This window comes from Streptomyces roseoviridis (genome assembly GCF_039535235.1).
Lineage (GTDB): Bacteria > Actinomycetota > Actinomycetes > Streptomycetales > Streptomycetaceae > Streptomyces > Streptomyces roseoviridis.
The window spans coordinates 3,732,179-3,750,910 of the sequence record NZ_BAAAWU010000001.1 but is presented as its reverse complement, the minus strand read 5'-3'; the positions used below and the strand labels follow the sequence as shown (position 1 = coordinate 3,750,910).

Here is an 18,732-nt window from a genome sequence, read left to right as displayed (position 1 = left end):
AAGGTGTGTACGAGACTACGCAAGCCTCGCTCGAGTCGTCAGCGACGCGACATGTAGATGTCCAGGGCCTTGTGCAGGAGCTTGTTGAGCGGGAAGTCCCACTCGCCGACGTACTCCACGGCCTCGCCGCCGGTGCCCACCTTGAACTGGATCAGACCGAAGAGGTGGTCGGTCTCGTCCAGCGAGTCCGAGATGCCCCGCAGGTCGTAGACGGTCGCGCCCATCGCGTAGGCGTCGCGCAGCATCCGCCACTGCATCGCGTTCGAGGGCCGGACCTCACGGCCGATGTTGTCGGAGGCGCCGTAGGAGTACCAGACGTGGCCGCCGACGACGAGCATGGTGGCGGCGGAGAGGTTCACGCCGTTGTGCCGGGCGAAGTACAGCCGCATGCGGTTGGGGTCCTCGTTGTTGAGGACGGTCCACATGCGCTGGAAGTACGAGAGCGGGCGCGGGCGGAAGTGGTCGCGGACGGCCGTGATCTCGTAGAGGCGCTGCCACTCGGCGAGGTCCTCGTAGCCGCCCTGGACGACCTCGACGCCGGCCTTCTCGGCCTTCTTGATGTTGCGGCGCCACAGCTGGTTGAAGCCCTTGAGGACGTCGTCGAGCGAGCGGCCGGCGAGCGGGACCTGGAAGACGTAGCGCGGCTGGACGTCGCCGAAGCCGGCGCCGCCGTCCTCGCCCTGCTGCCAGCCCATCTTGCGGAGCCGGTCGGCGACCTCGAAGGCGCGCGCCTCGATGTGGGTGGCCTCGACGTCCCGCAGACGCTTCACGTCCGGGTCCTGGATGCCGGCCTTGATGGCGGCGGCGTCCCAGCGGCGGATGACGACCGGCGGGCCCATCTTCACGGAGAAGGCGCCCTGCTGCTTCAGATGCGCGAGCATCGGCTGCAGCCAGTCCTCCAGGTTCGGGGCGTACCAGTTGATGACCGGGCCCTCGGGAAGGTAGGCGAGGTAGCGCTTGATCTTCGGCAGCTGCCGGTAGAGCACCAGGCCGGCACCGACGAGCTCGCCGGACTTGTCGAACCAGCCGAGGCTCTCCGAGCGCCACTCGGTCTTCACGTCAGCCCACGCCGGGACCTGGCAGTGACTCGCCGCGGGCCGGCTCTGGATGAATGCCAGATGCTGCTCTCGGCTGATGGTCCTCAGGGTCAGGCTCATGCGGGGCGCTCCTCGGCAGGTGTGTCCCCATCGGTTCAGGGGCTCCGGCTCTCGCGCCGAAGCCTACTGCGAGCGGGGAGCACCCCGGATGGCCATGGTGGCCCGTCCGGGCCACGTGCGGGGCGGATCTAGTTGATCACGATGCCGCTGAAGAGCCCTCCGTGGGCCATGCCGAGGTAGAAGCCCACTCCGGCGGCGCCCAGCCCGATGATCAGCAGGAAGCGTTCCCGGGTCGTCGCGGAGATGAACTGGCCGTAGCCGCCGGCGAGGATTCCGAGCAGGCCGGTCCACGAGCTCAGCACGTGCAGGTCGTGGAACTGGGCCGTGACGAAGGAGAGGACGCCGAGCACGAGGGTCACGGCGACGAGGGTGTCCTGGAGCGGGTGAGGCTTGCCGTCCGTGGCGAAGAGGGAGTGTCCGGGGTCGGGTCGCATTGCCTGTGCCATGGGGGCCTCCTGGCGTGCCGTCCTGTCGGCGGCGCCCTGTGACGCCGCCGACATCCGATGTGTCCAGATTGCGTCCCCTCGCCACCGGATTTCAACCGCAGGCCGATGTACGGGTAGTCTGTACGGTCTGCACCGGTGTCTGCCCAGGTCCGTCCTGGATCCCGACAGCACCTCCCTCGCTGGTCGAGGGGGACTGTCAGTGGTGGCCGATACCGTTGTTCACGCATCACGACCCTCCTGCCACGGAACGACCGTGGCCGCTGAGTCCAAAGGAGGTGGGTTCCACATGCGTCACTACGAGGTGATGGTCATCCTCGACCCCGATCTCGAGGAGCGCGCTGTCTCCCCGCTGATCGAGAACTTCCTCTCCGTCGTCCGTGAGGGCAACGGAAAGGTCGAGAAGGTCGACACCTGGGGCCGTCGTCGTCTCGCCTACGAGATCAAGAAGAAGCCCGAGGGCATCTACTCGGTCATCGACCTGCAGGCCGAGCCTGCGGTCGTCAAGGAGCTCGACCGCCAGATGAACCTGAACGAGTCGGTCCTCCGGACCAAGGTCCTCCGCCCCGAGACCCACTGAGCCTTCCGCTCACAGGTACTCGGGTCCGAGTAGCAGCAAGCAGCCAGAAGCAATCCCGCCGAGAGGTTCACCCATGGCAGGCGAGACCGTCATCACGGTCGTCGGCAATCTTGTCGAAGACCCCGAGCTGCGCTTCACCCCGTCCGGTGCGGCGGTCGCGAAGTTCCGTGTCGCGTCCACTCCCCGCACCTTCGACCGTCAGACCAACGAGTGGAAGGACGGCGAGAGCCTGTTCCTGACCTGCTCGGTCTGGCGTCAGGCGGCGGAGAACGTCGCCGAGTCGCTTCAGAAGGGCATGCGCGTCGTCGTGCAGGGCCGTCTGAAGCAGCGGTCCTACGACGACCGTGAGGGCGTCAAGCGCACGGTCTTCGAGCTGGACGTCGAGGAAGTCGGCCCCAGCCTGCGCAACGCCACGGCCAAGGTCACCCGCACCACCGGTCGCGGTGGCCAGGGCGGCTACGGCGGCGGCCAGCAGGGTGGCGGCGGTGGCGGCGGCTGGGGTGGCAACTCCGGCGGTGCCCCGCAGGGCGGCGGAGCTCCCTCCGACGACCCGTGGGCCTCCGGCGCCCCGTCCGGCGGCCAGCAGGGCGGCGGCGGTGGCGGCTGGGGTGGCAACTCCGGCGGCGGCTACTCGGACGAGCCTCCCTTCTAGGGCCCGCGCCCCGGAAGCAGCTCGTACCCAAACTTCTTGATCACACAGGAGAAACACCATGGCGAAGCCGCCTGTGCGCAAGCCTAAGAAGAAGGTCTGCGCGTTCTGCAAGGACAAGGTCGCGTACGTCGACTACAAGGACACGAACATGCTGCGGAAGTTCATTTCCGACCGCGGCAAGATCCGTGCCCGCCGCGTGACCGGCAACTGCACGCAGCACCAGCGTGACGTCGCCACGGCCGTCAAGAACAGCCGTGAGATGGCGCTGCTGCCCTACACGTCCACCGCGCGATAAGGGAAGGGTGACCGAACAATGAAGATCATCCTCACCCACGAGGTCTCCGGCCTCGGTGCCGCCGGCGACGTCGTGGACGTCAAGGACGGCTACGCTCGCAACTACCTCGTCCCGCGCGGTTTCGCGATCCGCTGGACCAAGGGTGGCGAGAAGGACGTGGCGCAGATCCGCCGCGCCCGCAAGATCCACGAGATCGCGACCATCGAGCAGGCCAACGAGATCAAGGCCCAGCTCGAGGGCACGAAGGTCCGCCTGGCCGTTCGCTCCGGCGACGCCGGCCGTCTCTTCGGCTCCGTGACCCCGGCCGACATCGCTGCGGCGATCAAGTCCGCGGGTGGCCCCGACGTCGACAAGCGTCGCGTCGAGCTCGGTTCGCCGATCAAGACCCTGGGCTCGCACCAGGTGTCCGTGCGTCTGCACCCCGAGGTTGCCGCGAAGCTCGGCGTCGAGGTCGTCGCCGCGTAACGCTGCCATCGGGCAGGCTGCGCTCAGCAGTCGCTCAGCAGGAGGAAGGGCCGCACCCCTCGGGGTGCGGCCCTTCCGCCGTTTCACGTGAAACATCCCCGGGTGCGCCTCGCGCCGGGCTCGTGGATCAGCGGGTGGCGCCCGTGACGATCCAGCGGCCGGAGCGGGTGCGGAACCAGAGGGTCGCCAGACGGACGGTCATCATCAGGGTCATCGCCCCCCAGAGCGCCGTCAGACCGCCCCCGAGCGTGGGGACCAGGAGGGCGACGGGGGCGAAGACAGCGAGGGTCAGCAGCATGGCCCAGGCCAGATAGGGGCCGTCGCCCGCGCCCATGAGGACTCCGTCGAGGACGAAGACCACCCCCGAGACCGGCTGTGAGAGCGCCACGACGAGGAGGGCCGGAAGGAGGGTGTCCTGGACGGCCGAGTCACCGGTGAACAGCGGGATGAAGAGCGGCCGGGTGAGAACGATCAGCAAGCCGAGGACCACTCCGGAGACCACGCCCCACTGGATCATGCGGCGGCAGACCTGGCGGGCGCCGTCCGCGTCGCCGGCGCCGAGGTAGCGGCCGATGATGGCCTGTCCGGCGATCGCGATCGCATCCAGGGCGAAGGCCATGAGGCTCCACAGGGACAGGATGATCTGGTGGGCGGCGACATCGGCATCGCCGAGCCGGGCGGCCACGGCGGTGGCGATCATCAGGACGGCCCGCAGCGAGAGCGTACGGACCAGGAGCGGGACGCCGGCCTGGGCGCTGGCCCTGATGCCTGCGGCGTCCGGGCGCAGGGACGCCCCGTGGCGTCGGGCGCCCCGGACGACCACGAACAGATAAGCGGCGGCCATCCCGACCTGGGCGATGACCGTGCCCCAGGCGGAGCCGGCGATGCCGAGTCCCGCGCCGTAGACCAGACCGACGTTGAGGGCGCCGTTGGCCGCGAAACCGGCGATGGCGACGTAGAGCGGGGTCCGGGTGTCCTGGAGGCCGCGGAGAACGCCGGTGGCGGCCAGGACCACGAGCATGGCGGGGATGCCGAGGCTGGAGATCCGCAGATAGGTGATCGCGTAGGGCGCGGCCGTGTCGGAGGCCCCGAAGACGTCCACGAGCCAGGGAGCGGTGGGCAGGGTGAGGGCGACCACGGCGGCGCCCAGCAGGAGGGCGAGCCAGATCCCGTCGATGCCCTGGCGGATGGCGGACTGGAGGTCGCCCGCGCCGACGCGGCGCGCGACGGCGGCGGTGGTGGCGTAGGCGAGGAACACGAACACGCTCACCGCGGTGGCCAGAAGCGTCGAGGCGATGGCGAGGCCGGCGAGCTGGGGGGTGCCGAGGTGGCCGACAATGGCGCTGTCGGCCAGGAGGAAGAGGGGCTCGGCGACGAGAGCGCCGAAGGCCGGGACGGCGAGTGAGACGATCTCGCGGTCGTGTTGCCGACGCACGGTCTTGGGGGTCGCGGGAGCCTGGTGCACAGGCCCAATCTAATCTTCCACAGGTAAGAGATGCAATGGCGTAGTGACTATTACTGACTGTGCGGCAGGGCCTTCGGCTGTGCGCCGTTTGTTCTGATCTTGGCCCTGGGGCCAAAGTTTTTCTCCCCCACAGCCGGTGGATGGAAAAAGTGCAGGTCAGTGGCCCTGTCTAGGGGCAGCTATGAGTTTGTCCACACGGCTGTCCCCTGGTCCGTGCACAGGAACCGGGGAGTTCTCCACAGCTTCTGGGTCTTCACCCACAGGGCCTGTGGATAACCAGATTGGCTGACGCTGCCCGCGGGCCTACCGTGGTCCGGCGCCCGACGCGCCAGAAGCGGAGTCAACGCCTCTTGTTTGTCCGAGCCGTGGCGTAAGAAAAAGTGGCGGTGATGTCCGCGGAGCGGACGGGAGGAGGTGGCTTGGTGAGCATTCCCGAGCCCTTGGACGATCCCTGGGTCGACAGCGGACCCAGTGACCGACTGCCCACCCGTACCCGCGGCGAGTCCCGTGGACGGGGCAGGGGCCGGGAGGACCAGCACGAGCGTGGCAGCGAGGGCGGCTGGGACGGGATCTCCGGCTTCGAGCGGGTCCCTCCGCAGGACCTGGACGCCGAGCAGTCCGTCCTCGGCGGCATGCTGCTCTCCAAGGACGCCATCGCCGACGTCGTCGAGATCATCAAGGGCCACGACTTCTACAAGCCGGCCCACGAGACCATCTACGCGGCGATCCTCGACCTGTACGCGAAGGGCGAGCCGGCCGACCCCATCACCGTCGGTGCCGAGCTCACCAAGCGCGGCGAGATCACCCGGGTCGGCGGCGCCTCGTATCTGCACACGCTCGTCCAGTCGGTGCCCACCGCCGCCAACGCCTCGTACTACGCGGAGATCGTCCACGAGCGCGCCGTGCTGCGCCGCCTGGTAGAGGCCGGCACCAAGATCACGCAGATGGGATACGCGGCGGACGGCGACGTCGACGAGATCGTCAACCGCGCCCAGGCGGAGATCTACCAGGTCACCGAGCAGCGCACCACCGAGGACTACCTGCCGCTCGGCGACATCATGGAGGGCGCGCTCGACGAGATCGAGGCGATCGGCTCCCGCAGCGGCGAGATGACCGGTGTGCCCACGGGCTTCACCGACCTCGACGCGCTCACCAACGGGCTGCACCCCGGTCAGATGATCATCATCGCGGCCCGTCCCGCCATGGGTAAGTCGACGCTCGCGCTGGACTTCGCCCGGGCCGCCTCCATCAAGCACAACCTGCCCAGCGTCATCTTCTCCCTCGAAATGGGACGCAACGAGATCGCGATGCGCCTGCTGTCGGCGGAGGCCCGGGTGGCGCTGCACCACATGCGCTCCGGCACCATGACCGACGAGGACTGGACGAGACTCGCCCGCCGGATGCCGGACGTCTCGCAGGCCCCGCTCTACATCGACGACTCCCCGAACCTGTCGATGATGGAGATCCGCGCCAAGTGCCGCCGCCTCAAGCAGCGCAGCGGCCTCAAGCTCGTCATCATCGACTACCTCCAGCTGATGCAGTCCGGCGGCTCCAAGCGCGCCGAGAGCCGCCAGCAGGAGGTCTCCGACATGTCGCGAAACCTCAAGCTCCTCGCCAAGGAGCTGGAGCTCCCGGTGATCGCGCTCTCCCAGCTGAACCGTGGCCCGGAGCAGCGCACCGACAAGAAGCCGATGGTCTCCGACCTCCGTGAGTCGGGCTCCATCGAGCAGGACGCGGACATGGTCATCCTGCTGCACCGCGAGGACGCCTACGAGAAGGAGTCCCCCCGCGCGGGCGAGGCGGACATCATCGTCGGCAAGCACCGTAACGGCCCGACCGCCACGATCACCGTGGCCTTCCAGGGCCATTACTCGCGTTTCGTGGACATGGCACAGACCTGATCGAAGCCGCTGTCGGTTCTCGTTCCTCGTGGCCCACCCGTCCTTCGTGTCCCGCGTCCGGCCCTAGGGCGGCCCGCCTGTCAGTGAGGCGACCGTCTTGTCGGCGGAGCCAGTCACCGGAAGGATCTTGCCGCGGGTCGCGTCCGGCGGCCCTTCGCGGCTCCGGAGGTTCCCGGCATGAACTACGGCAGCTCCGTCAGGGACGACGGCACTGACGCGGCGACCGAGGCGTTCGTCGCCCATCGCAATCTGCTCTTCACGGTCGCCTACGAGATGCTCGGATCCGCTGCGGATGCGGAGGACGTCCTCCAGGAGACCTGGCTGAGGTGGATCGAGGTCGAGCTCGCGGAGGTCGAGGACCGGAGGGCGTATCTGGTCAGGATCACGACCCGGCAGGCTCTCAACCGCCTGCGCACGATGAAGCGGCGCAGGGAGGCGTACGTCGGGCAGTGGCTGCCCGAGCCGTTGCTGACCGCGCCGGACGTGGCCGAGGACGTCGAGCTCGCCGAGAGCGTGTCGATGGCGATGATGCTCGTCCTCGAGACGCTGTCGCCGACCGAGCGGGCCGTCTTCGTGCTGCGTGAGGTCTTCGACGTCGGCTACGACGACATCGCCGCCGCCGTCGACAAGAGCCCCGCGGCCGTCCGGCAGATCGCCCACCGGGCGCGCCGGCACGTGGACGCGCGCCGCCCCCGCCAGGCGGTCGCCCCGAAGGTGGCCGACGCGGCCCTGGAGTCCTTCCGGCGTGCCGTCGAGTCCGGCGACCCGCAAGGGCTCCTGGACGTGCTCGCTCCGCAGGTCGTCCTGGTGAGTGACGGAGGCGGCTTCAAGCAGACGTTGCTGCGGCCGATCGCCGGCGCCGACAAGGTGGCCCGCTTCATGCTCGGTGGTCTGCACAGGGCCAGGACGCGCACCATGATCGAGATCGGGCTCACCCCGACCGTGGTCAACGGCAGCCCGGCGCTGCTGGTCCGGATGAACGGCGAGGTCGACGGCGTGTTGGCGGCCCGGGTGGAGGACGACCGCATCACCGGTCTCTACTACGTGCGCAACCCCGAGAAGCTGGGCCGTGTCGGATCCGAGACCCCGCTCAGCCTGGGGTGAGCGGCGATGATGAGCGCATGACCTCAACCTTCGAAGCCCTGCTGCCCAGCACGGAACGCGCCCTGTTCCACCGGATCGCCGTCGCACAGTCGGAGGGGCGCGCCCCGTCCTTCGTCGCGGGTGTGGCGCGGGAGGGGGACAGGGTCTGGTTCGGGGCACGCAGTTGTGTCGACGGCCATGCTCCGGATGCCGAGACGCAGTACCGGATCGGCTCGATCACCAAGGTGTTCACCGCCGTTCTGGTGATGCGGCTGCGGGACGAGGGGCTCATCGCGCTCGACGACCCGCTGGAGAAGCACCTAGAGGGCACCGGCGTCGGCGAGGTGACCATCGCTCAACTCCTCGGTCACAGCGCCGGACTGGCGGCCGAGACGCCGTCGCCGTGGTGGGAGCGCACGCCGGGTGCGGCGCGGCCCGAGCTGGCCGACGTCCTCGGGGAGCGGCCGATGCTGCATCCGGTGGGGCGGGTCCATCATTACTCCAACCCCGGTTACACGCTGCTCGGTTCGCTCGTCGAGGCGGTCCGGGGGGTGTCCTGGGAAGAGGCGCTGCGCACCGAGGTCCTGGAGCCGCTGGGCCTGGACCGGACGACGGCCCGGCCCGTGGCCCCGCATGCCGGTGGCTGGGCGGTGCATCCGTGGGCGGATGTGATGATGCCGGAGCCGGCGGAGGATCTGGGGCTCATGGCACCGGCCGGGCAGCTCTGGTCGACGGTCGGTGACCTCTGCCGGTTCGGCGCGTTCCTGGCGGAGGGGGACGACCGGGTGCTGTGCCGGGCGTCCGTCGAGGAGATGCGCGTGCCGGCGGTCCCGCCGGCGGCCGGTGACGGCCAGGGCGGCTACGGTCTCGGGATCCAGCTGCTGCGCAGCGGGGAGCGGACGCTCATCGGTCACACGGGTTCGCTGCCCGGCTTCGTCGCCTGCCTGTGGGTGAGCGTGGAGGACGGCCTTGCCGCGGTGGCTCTCGCGAACGCCACTTCCGGCCCCCTCACCTCTGTCGTGGCGGCCGATCTCGTGCGGATCGTGGCGGAGGCCGAGCCGCGGATTCCGGAGCCGTGGCGGCCCCTTCCCGCGGCGGAGGTGGACGAGGAGTTCCTGGCGCTCACCGGCCCTTGGTACTGGGGGACGTACGCGTACGGGCTGAGGATCGGCGCCGGGCGCGGGGTCGTCCTGGAGCCCCTGCGGGGCACGGGGCGGCGGGCCCGCTTCCGGCCGCTGCCCGAGGGCGGCTGGATCGGTCTCGACGGCTACTACCAGGGGGAGACGCTCCGGGTGGTGCGGCGACCGGACGGCTCGGTGAGCCATCTGGATCTTGGATCCTTCGTCTTCACCCGGGAGCCCTATGAGCAAGGCGACGCCGTGCCGGGTGGTGTGGACGAGGCGGGCTGGCGCGGTCTCTGAGCAGCTCATGTGACGGAGCGCGATGTTTCACGTGAAACATCGCGCTCCGTCACGAAGCCGTACACGACCGACCGCTCACAGGGACAGCTTGAACCCCACGTGCGAGGGCTCGAAGCCGAGGCGCTCGTAGAACCGGTGCGCGTCGGTGCGGGTGACGTCCGAGGTCAGTTGCACGAGCCGGCAGCCCTGCGTACGGGACTCCTCGACGGCCCATTCGATGAGCCGGGTCCCGAGTCCGCTGCCGCGCTCCTCCGCGTGGATGCGGACCCCCTCGATGATCGAGCGGGTGGTGCCCCGGCGGGACAGCCCGGGGATGACGGTGAGCTGGAGCGTGCCGACGACCTTCCCGGCCCGAACGGCGACGACCAGGTGCTGGTTCGGGTCCGGGGCGAGGCGGTCGAAGGCGGCGTTGTACGGGGTGAGATCGTCGGGGGACTCGCGCTGGGCGCCCAGCGGGTCGTCGGCGAGCATCGCGACGATCGCGGGGAGGTCTCCCCGCTCGGCGGGCCGAATCTCAAGATCGCTCATGGGGGGCAGGCTACGCCCCGGGGGCCGGTCGGCTCAGGCGGGGACGCCAAGCCCCTCGACGACGCGGACGAGCGGGGCCAGCTCCGGGTTCTCGGCCGCCTCGTCCAGAGCCTCGCGCAGCGCGGCGTCATTGGTGGGGCGGGCTTCGGCGAGCAGCTTCAGGCCGGCCTCGGTGACATCGGTGTAGATGCCGCGTCGGTCCGTCGCACACAGATACCGGGTGAGCAGACCACGGTCCTCGAGGCGGGTGACGAGCCGGGTGGTCGCACTCTGGCTGAGCACGACGGCGTCGGCGACCTGCTTCATCTGGAGGTGTCCGCCGGGCCCGTCGTGCTGGCGGCTGAGGACGTCGAGGAGGGAGAACTCGCGGACGCTCAGACCGTGCCGGGACTCCAGGGCGCGCTCGATGTGCGCCTCGATCCTGCCGTGCAGGAGGGAGAGGGCGCACCACCCCTGGGAGAGGGCCGTCAGGGCGGGGTCCGTCGCGGTCATGGTCTTCCTCGCTTCCTCGGGCTCTCCTCGGTCCGGAGCGGCTCTCTACCAGAGTAGACGATGATGCGCAAAAGTCGGCGTGCGCAACTAAATCTGGTCCTATCCCGCCGCCACGGTCAGGGGAGCGAACCGGCGGCTCCAGTCGCCCGGGAGGTCCGGAAGCGAGCGGATCATGACGGCGTTGACCGCGATCCGGTCGAGGCCGTTCGCCTTCAGCCAGCTCACCAGCGTGCTGTGACGGGTGTCGACGTCCGTGCGCAGCGGCCGGTCCGTCGCGGCGGCGAGCGAGGCGACCAGTGCCTGCGCCGTACCGGGGTCGTGGGCGATCAGCGGGCCGATGACATGGGTGTCCATGTTGGGCCACAGAGCGCCGAAACCGGTGATCTCCCCGTCCTGCTCCGCGACCCGCAGATGGTCGGCGAAGGCGGGGAGGCGCGTGATGAGGTGGGTGCGATCAGCTCCGAAGACCTCGAGGTCCAGGCGCAGGACGTGCTGGAGGTCCTCCGCGGTCGCGGGCCGGACCGTACGGTCCGGTGCCGGATCCGTCGGGGTGAACCGGCCCTTGAGCATCTCCGCATGGCCGACCGAGGTGAAGCCCAGTTGTTCGTAGAGCGGCTGGCCGTTGCTCGTGGCGTACAGGCTGAGGGGGATGTCGCCGCTCTCGGCGAGGACGTGCCGCATCAGACGGCGTCCGACGCCCTGCCGGGCGTACTGCTCGGCGACGAGGACCATGCCGATGGCGGCGAGGCCAGGGCCGTACGAGGTGACCACGCAGGCGGTGATCAGTCCCTTGCCCGAGGGGTCGTCGATGCCGTACCCCGCCCCCGCGGTGAGCAGCAGTCCCCACTTGTGCTCCTCGCGGAGCCATCCCCGGTTCTCGGAGAGGTCAGCACACGCCAGGAGGTCTTCGGAGGTCAGGCGGCGGATCGGCAGCTGATCGAGCGGAGGGTGCGAGAGGGGCATGGTGATCAGGCTGTCCGACGTGAGGAGGGCCCGTCCACCGCTTTACGGGAAGCGGCCGAGCCGCCGCTGGAGACGTTTCACGTGAAACACCGCGCCCAGGGCGCCCCGCCTCCCGCCTCTGCCCGGCGGAGCAACCGGCCGTACTAGCCTCGGCGTACATGACGACCCTCGAAGGCAGGCGCAGGCTGCACCTCTTCGATCTCGACGGCACCCTGATCCGTGGCTCCGCCGCCGCAGTGGAGATCTCCCGGCAGCTCGGACTGAGCAGGGAGATCGAGAAGCTGGAGCAGGACTTCCTCCTGCGTGGACTCACCCCGGACGAGTTCGCGGTCCAGGCCCGTGAGCTGTGGGCGGAGCTGACCGACGCGCAGGTGACGGCGGCCTTCGAGGGAGCCCCGTGGCTCACCGGCATCCGCGAGGTGTGGGCGGAGATCCAGGCCGAGGGCGGCCACTGTGCGGTCATCTCCCTCTCGCCCGACTTCTTCGTCGAGCGGCTGCTGGAATGGGGCGCCGACGCGGCCCACGGGTCCCGCTGGCCGGCCGTGCCCTTCACCGAGCCGATCCACCGGCCCGGCATCCTCAATGCCTCGGCGAAGGTGCGGATCGCCGGAGAGCTCTGTGCACGCTTCGGCGTCTCACCCGCCGACTGCGTGGCCTACGGCGACTCCATGTCCGACGCGGAGCTCTTCGCCCTCGTCCCCGAGACGGTGGCCGTCAACGCGGACCACCACCTCGCCCACCTGGCACGGCACCGCTACTCCGGAGCCGATCTGCGCGAGGCCTATGCGTTGGTCCGAAAGAGCGCAGCCTAGCCGCCCGGCGCGGGCGAATCACCGGGAATCCCACTTTCTGCCCGTTCTCGCCATCGGACTGCCATCCTGCGAACACGGAGGCCGACTGCGGGGAGGCAAGGACATGACGGATGCTCCGGGTGCGGCTACGGACGCGCTGCCCCGAATACCGGCCGAACCGCCGGCCGTGGAGGAGAACCCCTCGCCCGAGGCGCCCTCCTCCACGGAAGCCGCGCGCCCGGCCGGCGGACCCCCGGCGGCCGGACCCTCGGCGGACGCGGTCCTGGTCCGCCGCACCCTGGCGGAGATCGCCCCGGTGGCCGACCGGGTGACCTCGTACTTCTACGCGCTGCTCTTCACCCGGCGCCCCGAACTGCGGGCGATGTTCCCCGCCGCCATGGACACCCAGCGCGACCGGCTCCTCAAGGCGCTGCTCACGGCGGCCGAGCACCTCGACGACACGACCGTGCTCACCGCGTACCTCCAGAACCTCGGACGCGGGCACCGCAAGTACGGCACCCGGCCCGACCAGTACCCGGCGGTCGGCGAGGCGCTGATCGGTGCGCTCGACCGGTACGCCGTCTCCACCTGGGACGAGCACACGGAAGCCGCGTGGGTCCGGACGTACACGACGATCTCGCAGATCATGATCGACGCAGCTGCCGAGGACGAGCAGCACGCGCCCGCCTGGTGGTACGCCGAGGTGGTCTCCCACGATCTGCGGACCCCCGACGTCGCCGTGATCACGCTCCGGCCGGACCAGCCCTACCCGTTCCTCGCCGGGCAGTACACGACCCTGGAGACGCCCTGGTGGCCGCGGATATGGCGGCACTACTCCTTCGCCTCCGCACCCCGGCCCGACGGACTGCTCTCCCTGCACGTCAAGGCGGTGCCGGCGGGCTGGGTGTCGAACGCCCTGGTGCACCGGGCCCGCCCGGGGGACGTGCTGCGGCTCGGACCGCCCGCCGGTTCCATGACCGTGGACCACTCCACGGACAACGGCCTGCTCTGTCTGGGCGGAGGGACCGGCATCGCCCCGATCAAGGCGCTGGTCGAGGACGTCGCCGAGCACGGGGACCGGCGGCCCGTCGAGGTGTTCTACGGCGCCCGAAGCGGCCATGACCTCTACGACATCGACACGATGATGCGGCTCCAGCAGACCTTCCCGTGGCTCGCCGTCCGCCCGGTCACGGAGAAGGAGGGACGGCTCCCGGACGCCGTGCGCCGGTACGGGCCCTGGGCCGAGTACGACGCCTATCTCTCCGGGCCGCTCGGCATGATCCGCAGCGGGGTGGACGCCCTGAAGGGCGCCGGCATCCCCACCGACCGGATCCGCCACGACTACCTGGGCGAGCTGGTCGCCTCCGCCTAACCGAGGTCGGGGGCGTGCATCGCGCGGACGCCTTCGATGTTGCCGTCCAGGTAGTGCCGCAGTGAGAGCGGCACCAGGTGGACGGCGGCGATCCCGACCCGGCTGAACGGCACGCGCACGATCTCGTACTCGCCCTGCGGCTCCTCGACCTCGGGGCCGTGCCGCTGGGAGGGATCCATCGACTCCAGGCGGCAGACGAAGAAGTGCTGCACCTTCACGCCGGAGACCCCGCCGTCGACGATGTGCTCCACGGTGTCGACGAAGCAGGGCACCACGTCGACGATCTTGGCGCCCAGCTCCTCGTGGACCTCACGGTGCAGGGCTTCGACGACGGTCGCGTCGGTGGCCTCCACTCCGCCGCCGGGTGTCACCCAGTAGGGGTCCATGCCGGGCTTGGTGCGCTTGATGAGGATCAGGTCGTCCCCGTCGAGCAGGATGGCGCGGGCGGTGCGCTTGACCACCGGTCGTTCGGTCATGGGAAGAAAATGGCCGCTCTCCGGTGTCCTGAAACGCGCGCTGTCCGGAAACTCACCACTCCCCCGCGGCCCGCAGCAGCCGATCGTGGGCCCGCGCGATGTGGGGCAGGGCGAGGCTGCCGGTGCGGACGACGAGGAAGTAGGTGCGCAGCGGGGGCACCGGAGGGTCGAGCAGGGCCACCAGCCGCCCCCGCTCCAGGGCGTCCTCGCACAGATAGCGCGGCAGGACGGCGAGGCCCGCCCCGGCGGCGGCGGACTCCAGGACGGCCCGCAGGTCGGGCGCGATCACGGTCGCGGCGGCGGCCGGCTTGGTCTCGAAGACGGCCGCCCAGTAGCGGGTGACGAAGGGCAGCGACTCGTGCACCTCGACCACGGGCAGTTGCTCCAGGACGACCGCACCCCTGCTCAGCAGCACGCCGGGGGAGAGCCGGGCGGCCCAGCGCGGCGCCGCGACCAGGACGTGTTCCTCGTCGCAGAGCGGGGCGGCGGCGAACAGCCCGCCGCGGGGCCGGGCGGTGGCGACGGCCAGGTCGTGGTGACCGGCGGCGAGACCGTCGAGGACGTCCTCCGCGTTGCCGAGGAGGGAGGCGCGGACCGCGAGCCCCTGGGCTACCAGCGGGGTCAGGGCGGGCAGCACCCGGGCCGAGACGAATTCGGGCGGTCCGGCGACGTGCAGGGTGCGCACCCCGCTCTGCTCGTCCAGACCGGTCTCGGCGATCTCCACGAGCGCGTCCAGGTGCGGGGCGGCACGGTGGGCGAGCTCGTCGCCGATGGTGGTGGGGGTGACTCCACGGGCCCGTCTGAGGAAGAGGGGCCGGCCGAGTTGGCGCTCCAGGGTGCGGATCTGGCTGGTGACGGCCGGCTGGGAGAGACCGAGGAGCGCAGCGGCGCGGGTGAAGGAGCCGGCCCGGTGCACCGTGACGAAGGTGCGCAGCAGAGTCAGGTCCATGTCCGCCCCCTCCCGGCCGCAGACGGCCGTTCGACTCAGGCGGTCCGCTGACGGCGCCTCAGGACCGTCCAACTATAAATAAGTCGATAGGTCGCTGTCGCTACCGTGATTGGACACTGACGCAGAGTCAACTAGCCTTGTACGGACAGGTCTCCGCGTGTCGACACCGCAGGGGACCGGGGGCGTTCCGAGCCACGAGGGGGGAGGTTCGGAACGCCCCTTCCTCACCGCGCGGCCTTGTCGAGGGCCCCGAGGGCGTCGGCGATCAGGTCGTCCGGGTCCTCCGCGCCCACCGAGAAGCGGACGAAGCCCTCGGGCACGGCGTCCCCGCCCCAGCGTCCGCGCCGCTCGGCCGTCGACCGCACTCCGCCGAAGCTGGTCGCGTCGTCGACCAGCCGCAGGGCGTCCAGGAAGCGGTCGGCCCACTCCCGGTCCGGCAGGACGAACGAGACGACGGAGCCGAACCGCCGCATCTGCCGGGCGGCCACCTCGTGGGAAGGGTCCCCGGGCAGGCCCGGGTAGCGCAGGCCGGCCACGTCCCGGTGCCCGGAGAGCGCCTCGGCGAGGGCGAGCGCGGTGGCGCACTGCCGGTCGATCCGCAGCGCGAGGGTGGCCAGGGAGCGGTGGGCGAGCCAGGCCTCCATGGGACCGGGGATCGCGCCGACGATCTTGCGCCAGCGCCGCACCTCGGCGGCCCGCTCCGGATCACGGCAGCTGACGTGCCCGAGCAGGATGTCGCCGTGGCCGGTCATGCCCTTGGTGTCGCTGGCCACGGAGAAGTCGGCACCGAGCTGGAGCGGCCGCTGTCCGAGCGGCGTGGCCAGGGTGTTGTCGACGGCGACGAGCGCCCCGGCCTCATGGGCCGCGGCCACCATCCGGCGGACGTCGCACACGTCGAGACCGGGGTTGGACGGGGTCTCCAGCCACAGCAGCCGCGCCCCGGCCAGGACGGAGAGCTGGGCGTCCCCGCCGGTCGGTGCGGTGCGCACCTCGATCCCGTACGCCCGGAGCTGCTCGTGGAGCAGCGGCAGTGCCTGATAGCCGTCGTCGGGGAGGACGACCGCATCGCCGCTTCTGAGCTGGGAGAACAGGACGGCCGAGATGGCCGCCATCCCGGAGGCGAAGACCAGCGTCGACGCGCCGCTCTCCCCCGGCGCCTCCAGTTCGCCGATGGCGCGTTCCAGGTGGGTCCAGGTGGGGTTCTCGTCACGGCCGTACGTGTACGGGCCGGTGGGTTCACCGGGAAGGTGGAAGTGGGCCGCGAAGACCGGGCCCGGGAGGGTCGGCTCGTACTTCACGGGCTCGGGCAGGCCGGCGCGCACCGCCCGCGTCCCGTCGCCGATCCCGCCGTGCCGCTCGCCGCCCGCACCGGCCGCGGCATCCGGGGCGCCGCTCGCCCCGGGCGTGCCGTTGTCGCTCATGCCGACTGCTCCTGTACCTCGGGGTGGACGCCGATGAGGGCGTTCGTCATGGGCCGGCTCTCAGTCGCCGTCGGGGAGGACGACGTTCAGCGCCCAGGAGACGACGGAGATGATCAGACCGCCGAGCACGGCGGTCCAGAAGCCCTCGACGTGGAAGCTGAGGTCGAGCTTGTCCGCCAGCCAGGAGGTCAGCAGCAGCATCAGCGCGTTGACGACCAGGGTGATCAGACCGAGGGTCAGGATGAAGAGCGGGAACGTGAGCAGCTTCACGACCGGCTTCACCAGGAAGTTCACCAGTCCGAAAACCAGGGCCACCAGGATGAGGGTCCAGGCCTTCTTGCCGGTGCTGTCACCGGTCAGTGTGATGTCCTGGAGCAGCCAGATGGCGATACCCAGGGCGCCCGCGTTCGCGAGCGTCTTGACGACGAAATTCTTCATGTGTCAGATCGTGGCAGACACGATCTGGCCAAGGGCAGGGGCGGACGAGCGAATGAAGGCATTCCGACTGGACGAGCTGGAAGCGGAGCGGGCGGCCAACGAGGGCGCCTACCTCCAGTTCCTGCGCGAGCGGAACATGTCGGTCGGCCTGTACGCGCTCGACGCGGGCCAGTTGGACCCGCAGCGGCCGCACGGTCAGGACGAGGTGTACTTCGTGGTCAGCGGCCGGGCCGCGATCACGGTGGGGGCGGAGACGACCCAGGTGGCGCGGGGCAGCGTGGTCTACGTGCCGGCCGGGGTGCCGCACAGGTTCCACCACATCACGGAGGACCTGCGGGTGATGGTGGTGTTCTCGCCGCCGGAGGCCTGACCTCTCTCCCTTCGACGGCGGTCCCGGCCGGGAACCGACCCCTTAGGGGGCGGATCAGGGAAGAGCGGGGGCCGGGAGGCCCCCGTTCGTCCGGTCCTCGCCCCTAGCATCGAGGGTGTCGGCGCACGGCGTGCCGGCGAGCCCTTCGGAGAAGAGGTAAGCGCAATGGCGGTGAAGGAGATTCTCGCGGGGATGCCGTGGTGGGTGAAGTGGGTCGCGATACCCCTCATCGCCCTGCTGGTCTTCGGCGGCCTGATCACCAGCGTCCTGACCTTCGTGGTGGGTCTGCTCTTCAAGCTGCTGGTCTTCGTGGCGCTGGTCGGTGGTCTGATCTACGTGGTCCGGAAGTTCACGTCCTCGTCGACCTCGCGAGGGGACTGGTAGCACGGGTCACAGCTGGTCGAAGCCGGTGCCCGCCGTGAGCCGTTAGCCCGGCCGGGCTAACGCAGGTCGAAACGGGCTTTCGTCACAGGGTCTGCCATTAGAGTGGAAATCCTCTGCCGCCCCCGGGAACCACAGGCATGGACTCCGTGCCGGCCAGCGTGACGGTGTGCGTCCCCGGACGGGTTCGCCACCGGGCCCCGCCGGTCCCAGGCCGCGGTGGGCGCGCGGGGGCGGCCCCCGCGGGCGGGTGCGACGCACTCGTCGACACGCCTGGGGGTGACCTTTGGCCACTGCTTCGCAGCCCGCTGCTCCTACCCTGATCGGTTCGGTCCAGCGGGCGCTGAGACTGCTCGAGGCCGTGGGCTCCCATGCGGACGGCGCCCCCGCCAAACAGCTCGCGCGCGAGGCGGGGCTCTCCCTCCCCACCGCGTACCACCTGCTCCGCACCCTCACGCACGAGGGCTATCTGCGCCGCGAGAAGGGCGTGTTCGTCTTCGGTGAGGCCGCCGGTCGTCTGATCGGCGGCGGCGCTCTGCAGAATCGTCGCACCAAGATCGAGGACTCTCTCGTGCGTTGGCGCGACGCCATCGGCGTGCCCGTCTACTTCGCCGTCTACCGCGAGGGCGAGATCGAACTCGTCGCCGTCGCCGACACTCCCGCGGCCCCCGCCGTCGAGGAGTGGGCGGACTTCCGGGAGACCGGCCACGCGCACGCCATCGGACAGTGTCTGCTGAGTCAACTCGATCTGAAGAGTCGTCAAGACCACCTCGACCGGCACCCGGTAGAGGCCATCACTCCGTATACGGTGCGTAATCGCCGCGCCCTTTTGGACCGTTTGGGCGAAATGGGGCGGATGGAACCCCTGGTGGAGCGTCAGGAATATGCCCTGGGCACGGTATGTGCCGCCATTCCCCTCACCGTGGGGTCCACGGCGGCCGCGATGGCGATCTCGCTGCCCCTGCACCAGGAAGAACGGTTGCTCCCCGCTATCGAACGACTACAGAACGAAATCGGGAGGCTCTTCAGTTCGCTCGCCTTCTCTATCAGTATCTGAAAAATTACTCCTTGTGATCTGCTAGCGCGTGC

Annotated in this window: 22 protein-coding genes; 12 read left to right on the top strand and 10 right to left on the bottom strand. The window is 70.1% G+C overall.

What is annotated here, in order from left to right:
* Positions 1 to 38: 38 nt before the first annotated feature.
* On the bottom strand, positions 39 to 1,157 hold the full coding sequence (locus tag ABD954_RS17005) for a lipid II:glycine glycyltransferase FemX (RefSeq protein WP_345486877.1): 1,119 nt from the start codon (positions 1,155 to 1,157) through the stop codon (positions 39 to 41).
* 128 nt (positions 1,158 to 1,285) lie between these two features.
* Positions 1,286 to 1,603, bottom strand: coding sequence for a hypothetical protein (locus ABD954_RS17000; RefSeq protein ID WP_345486876.1), 318 nt, complete (start codon positions 1,601 to 1,603; stop codon positions 1,286 to 1,288).
* A 286-nt stretch (positions 1,604 to 1,889) separates the two neighbouring features.
* Here ABD954_RS17000 and rpsF point away from each other — a divergent pair, with 286 nt between their 5' ends.
* The 4 genes from rpsF (at position 1,890) to rplI (ending at position 3,592) form a co-directional block, all read left to right on the top strand.
* Positions 1,890 to 2,180, top strand: a complete 291-nt coding sequence (gene rpsF, locus ABD954_RS16995; protein WP_004950685.1) for a 30S ribosomal protein S6 — start codon at positions 1,890 to 1,892, stop codon at positions 2,178 to 2,180.
* 73 nt (positions 2,181 to 2,253) lie between these two features.
* Positions 2,254 to 2,832 carry a single-stranded DNA-binding protein gene (locus ABD954_RS16990; RefSeq protein ID WP_345486875.1) on the top strand — a complete coding sequence of 193 codons (579 nt, stop codon included), beginning with the start codon at positions 2,254 to 2,256 and terminating at the stop codon, positions 2,830 to 2,832.
* A gap of 58 nt (positions 2,833 to 2,890) precedes the next feature.
* The gene (gene rpsR, locus ABD954_RS16985; protein ID WP_128983236.1) at positions 2,891 to 3,127 is read left to right on the top strand and encodes a 30S ribosomal protein S18; all 237 of its coding nucleotides are present in this window, start codon (positions 2,891 to 2,893) and stop codon (positions 3,125 to 3,127) included.
* Positions 3,128 to 3,145: 18 nt separating this feature from the next.
* Positions 3,146 to 3,592, top strand: coding sequence for a 50S ribosomal protein L9 (rplI, locus tag ABD954_RS16980; RefSeq protein WP_345486874.1), 447 nt, complete (start codon positions 3,146 to 3,148; stop codon positions 3,590 to 3,592).
* Between the two features lie 127 nt (positions 3,593 to 3,719).
* Here rplI and ABD954_RS16975 read toward each other — a convergent pair whose 3' ends face one another.
* Positions 3,720 to 5,057: an MATE family efflux transporter gene (locus tag ABD954_RS16975; protein ID WP_345486873.1), complete on the bottom strand. Its 1,338-nt coding sequence runs from the start codon at positions 5,055 to 5,057 to the stop codon at positions 3,720 to 3,722.
* A gap of 422 nt (positions 5,058 to 5,479) precedes the next feature.
* Between ABD954_RS16975 and dnaB the strand changes: the two genes are divergently transcribed.
* The 3 genes from dnaB (at position 5,480) to ABD954_RS16960 (ending at position 9,462) form a co-directional block, all read left to right on the top strand.
* Positions 5,480 to 6,958: a replicative DNA helicase gene (dnaB, locus tag ABD954_RS16970; RefSeq protein ID WP_345486872.1), complete on the top strand. Its 1,479-nt coding sequence runs from the start codon at positions 5,480 to 5,482 to the stop codon at positions 6,956 to 6,958.
* Positions 6,959 to 7,135: 177 nt separating this feature from the next.
* Positions 7,136 to 8,062, top strand: a complete 927-nt coding sequence (locus ABD954_RS16965) for an RNA polymerase sigma-70 factor (RefSeq protein ID WP_345486871.1) — start codon at positions 7,136 to 7,138, stop codon at positions 8,060 to 8,062.
* 17 nt (positions 8,063 to 8,079) lie between these two features.
* Entirely contained in the window at positions 8,080 to 9,462 is a 1,383-nt protein-coding gene (locus tag ABD954_RS16960) for a serine hydrolase domain-containing protein (RefSeq protein WP_345486870.1), read from the top strand.
* A gap of 75 nt (positions 9,463 to 9,537) precedes the next feature.
* Here the strand turns inward: ABD954_RS16960 and ABD954_RS16955 are convergent, their stop codons facing one another.
* The 3 genes from ABD954_RS16955 to ABD954_RS16945 form a co-directional block, all read right to left on the bottom strand.
* On the bottom strand, positions 9,538 to 9,990 hold the full coding sequence (locus ABD954_RS16955; protein WP_345486869.1) for a GNAT family N-acetyltransferase: 453 nt from the start codon (positions 9,988 to 9,990) through the stop codon (positions 9,538 to 9,540).
* 33 nt (positions 9,991 to 10,023) lie between these two features.
* Positions 10,024 to 10,482, bottom strand: coding sequence for a MarR family winged helix-turn-helix transcriptional regulator (locus ABD954_RS16950; RefSeq protein ID WP_345486868.1), 459 nt, complete (start codon positions 10,480 to 10,482; stop codon positions 10,024 to 10,026).
* Between the two features lie 99 nt (positions 10,483 to 10,581).
* Complete coding sequence (locus tag ABD954_RS16945; RefSeq protein WP_345486867.1) at positions 10,582 to 11,445, bottom strand: GNAT family N-acetyltransferase; 864 nt, start codon at positions 11,443 to 11,445, stop codon at positions 10,582 to 10,584.
* 158 nt (positions 11,446 to 11,603) lie between these two features.
* On the opposite strand from ABD954_RS16945, the gene ABD954_RS16940 reads away from it, so the two are divergent.
* Both ABD954_RS16940 and ABD954_RS16935 read left to right on the top strand, forming a co-directional pair.
* A complete protein-coding gene (locus tag ABD954_RS16940) occupies positions 11,604 to 12,257 on the top strand; it encodes an HAD family hydrolase (RefSeq protein WP_345486866.1) in 654 nt (217 codons plus the stop codon).
* Complete coding sequence (locus tag ABD954_RS16935) at positions 12,229 to 13,608, top strand: globin domain-containing protein (RefSeq protein ID WP_345486865.1); 1,380 nt, start codon at positions 12,229 to 12,231, stop codon at positions 13,606 to 13,608. The genes ABD954_RS16940 and ABD954_RS16935 overlap by 29 nt, the downstream gene beginning before the upstream one ends.
* Here ABD954_RS16935 and ABD954_RS16930 read toward each other — a convergent pair.
* The 4 genes from ABD954_RS16930 to ABD954_RS16915 all read right to left on the bottom strand — a co-directional run bounded on the left by ABD954_RS16930 (position 13,605) and on the right by ABD954_RS16915 (position 16,892).
* Entirely contained in the window at positions 13,605 to 14,084 is a 480-nt protein-coding gene (locus ABD954_RS16930) for an NUDIX domain-containing protein (RefSeq protein ID WP_345486864.1), read from the bottom strand. The genes ABD954_RS16935 and ABD954_RS16930 overlap by 4 nt on opposite strands.
* A 52-nt stretch (positions 14,085 to 14,136) precedes the next feature.
* Positions 14,137 to 15,033, bottom strand: coding sequence for a LysR family transcriptional regulator (locus ABD954_RS16925; RefSeq protein WP_345486863.1), 897 nt, complete (start codon positions 15,031 to 15,033; stop codon positions 14,137 to 14,139).
* Positions 15,034 to 15,257: 224 nt separating this feature from the next.
* Positions 15,258 to 16,454, bottom strand: coding sequence for a cystathionine gamma-lyase (locus tag ABD954_RS16920; protein WP_345486862.1), 1,197 nt, complete (start codon positions 16,452 to 16,454; stop codon positions 15,258 to 15,260).
* 60 nt (positions 16,455 to 16,514) lie between these two features.
* A complete protein-coding gene (locus ABD954_RS16915; protein WP_345486861.1) occupies positions 16,515 to 16,892 on the bottom strand; it encodes a phage holin family protein in 378 nt (125 codons plus the stop codon).
* A gap of 52 nt (positions 16,893 to 16,944) precedes the next feature.
* Here ABD954_RS16915 and ABD954_RS16910 point away from each other — a divergent pair, with 52 nt between their 5' ends.
* The 3 genes from ABD954_RS16910 (at position 16,945) to ABD954_RS16900 (ending at position 18,700) form a co-directional block, all read left to right on the top strand.
* A complete protein-coding gene (locus tag ABD954_RS16910; protein WP_345486860.1) occupies positions 16,945 to 17,262 on the top strand; it encodes a cupin domain-containing protein in 318 nt (105 codons plus the stop codon).
* Between the two features lie 165 nt (positions 17,263 to 17,427).
* On the top strand, positions 17,428 to 17,646 hold the full coding sequence (locus ABD954_RS16905; RefSeq protein ID WP_345486859.1) for a DUF5326 family protein: 219 nt from the start codon (positions 17,428 to 17,430) through the stop codon (positions 17,644 to 17,646).
* Positions 17,647 to 17,929: 283 nt separating this feature from the next.
* Positions 17,930 to 18,700 (top strand): IclR family transcriptional regulator, encoded by a 771-nt coding sequence (locus ABD954_RS16900; protein WP_345486858.1) that lies wholly within the window; start codon positions 17,930 to 17,932, stop codon positions 18,698 to 18,700.
* The last annotated feature ends 32 nt before the right edge of the window (positions 18,701 to 18,732 follow it).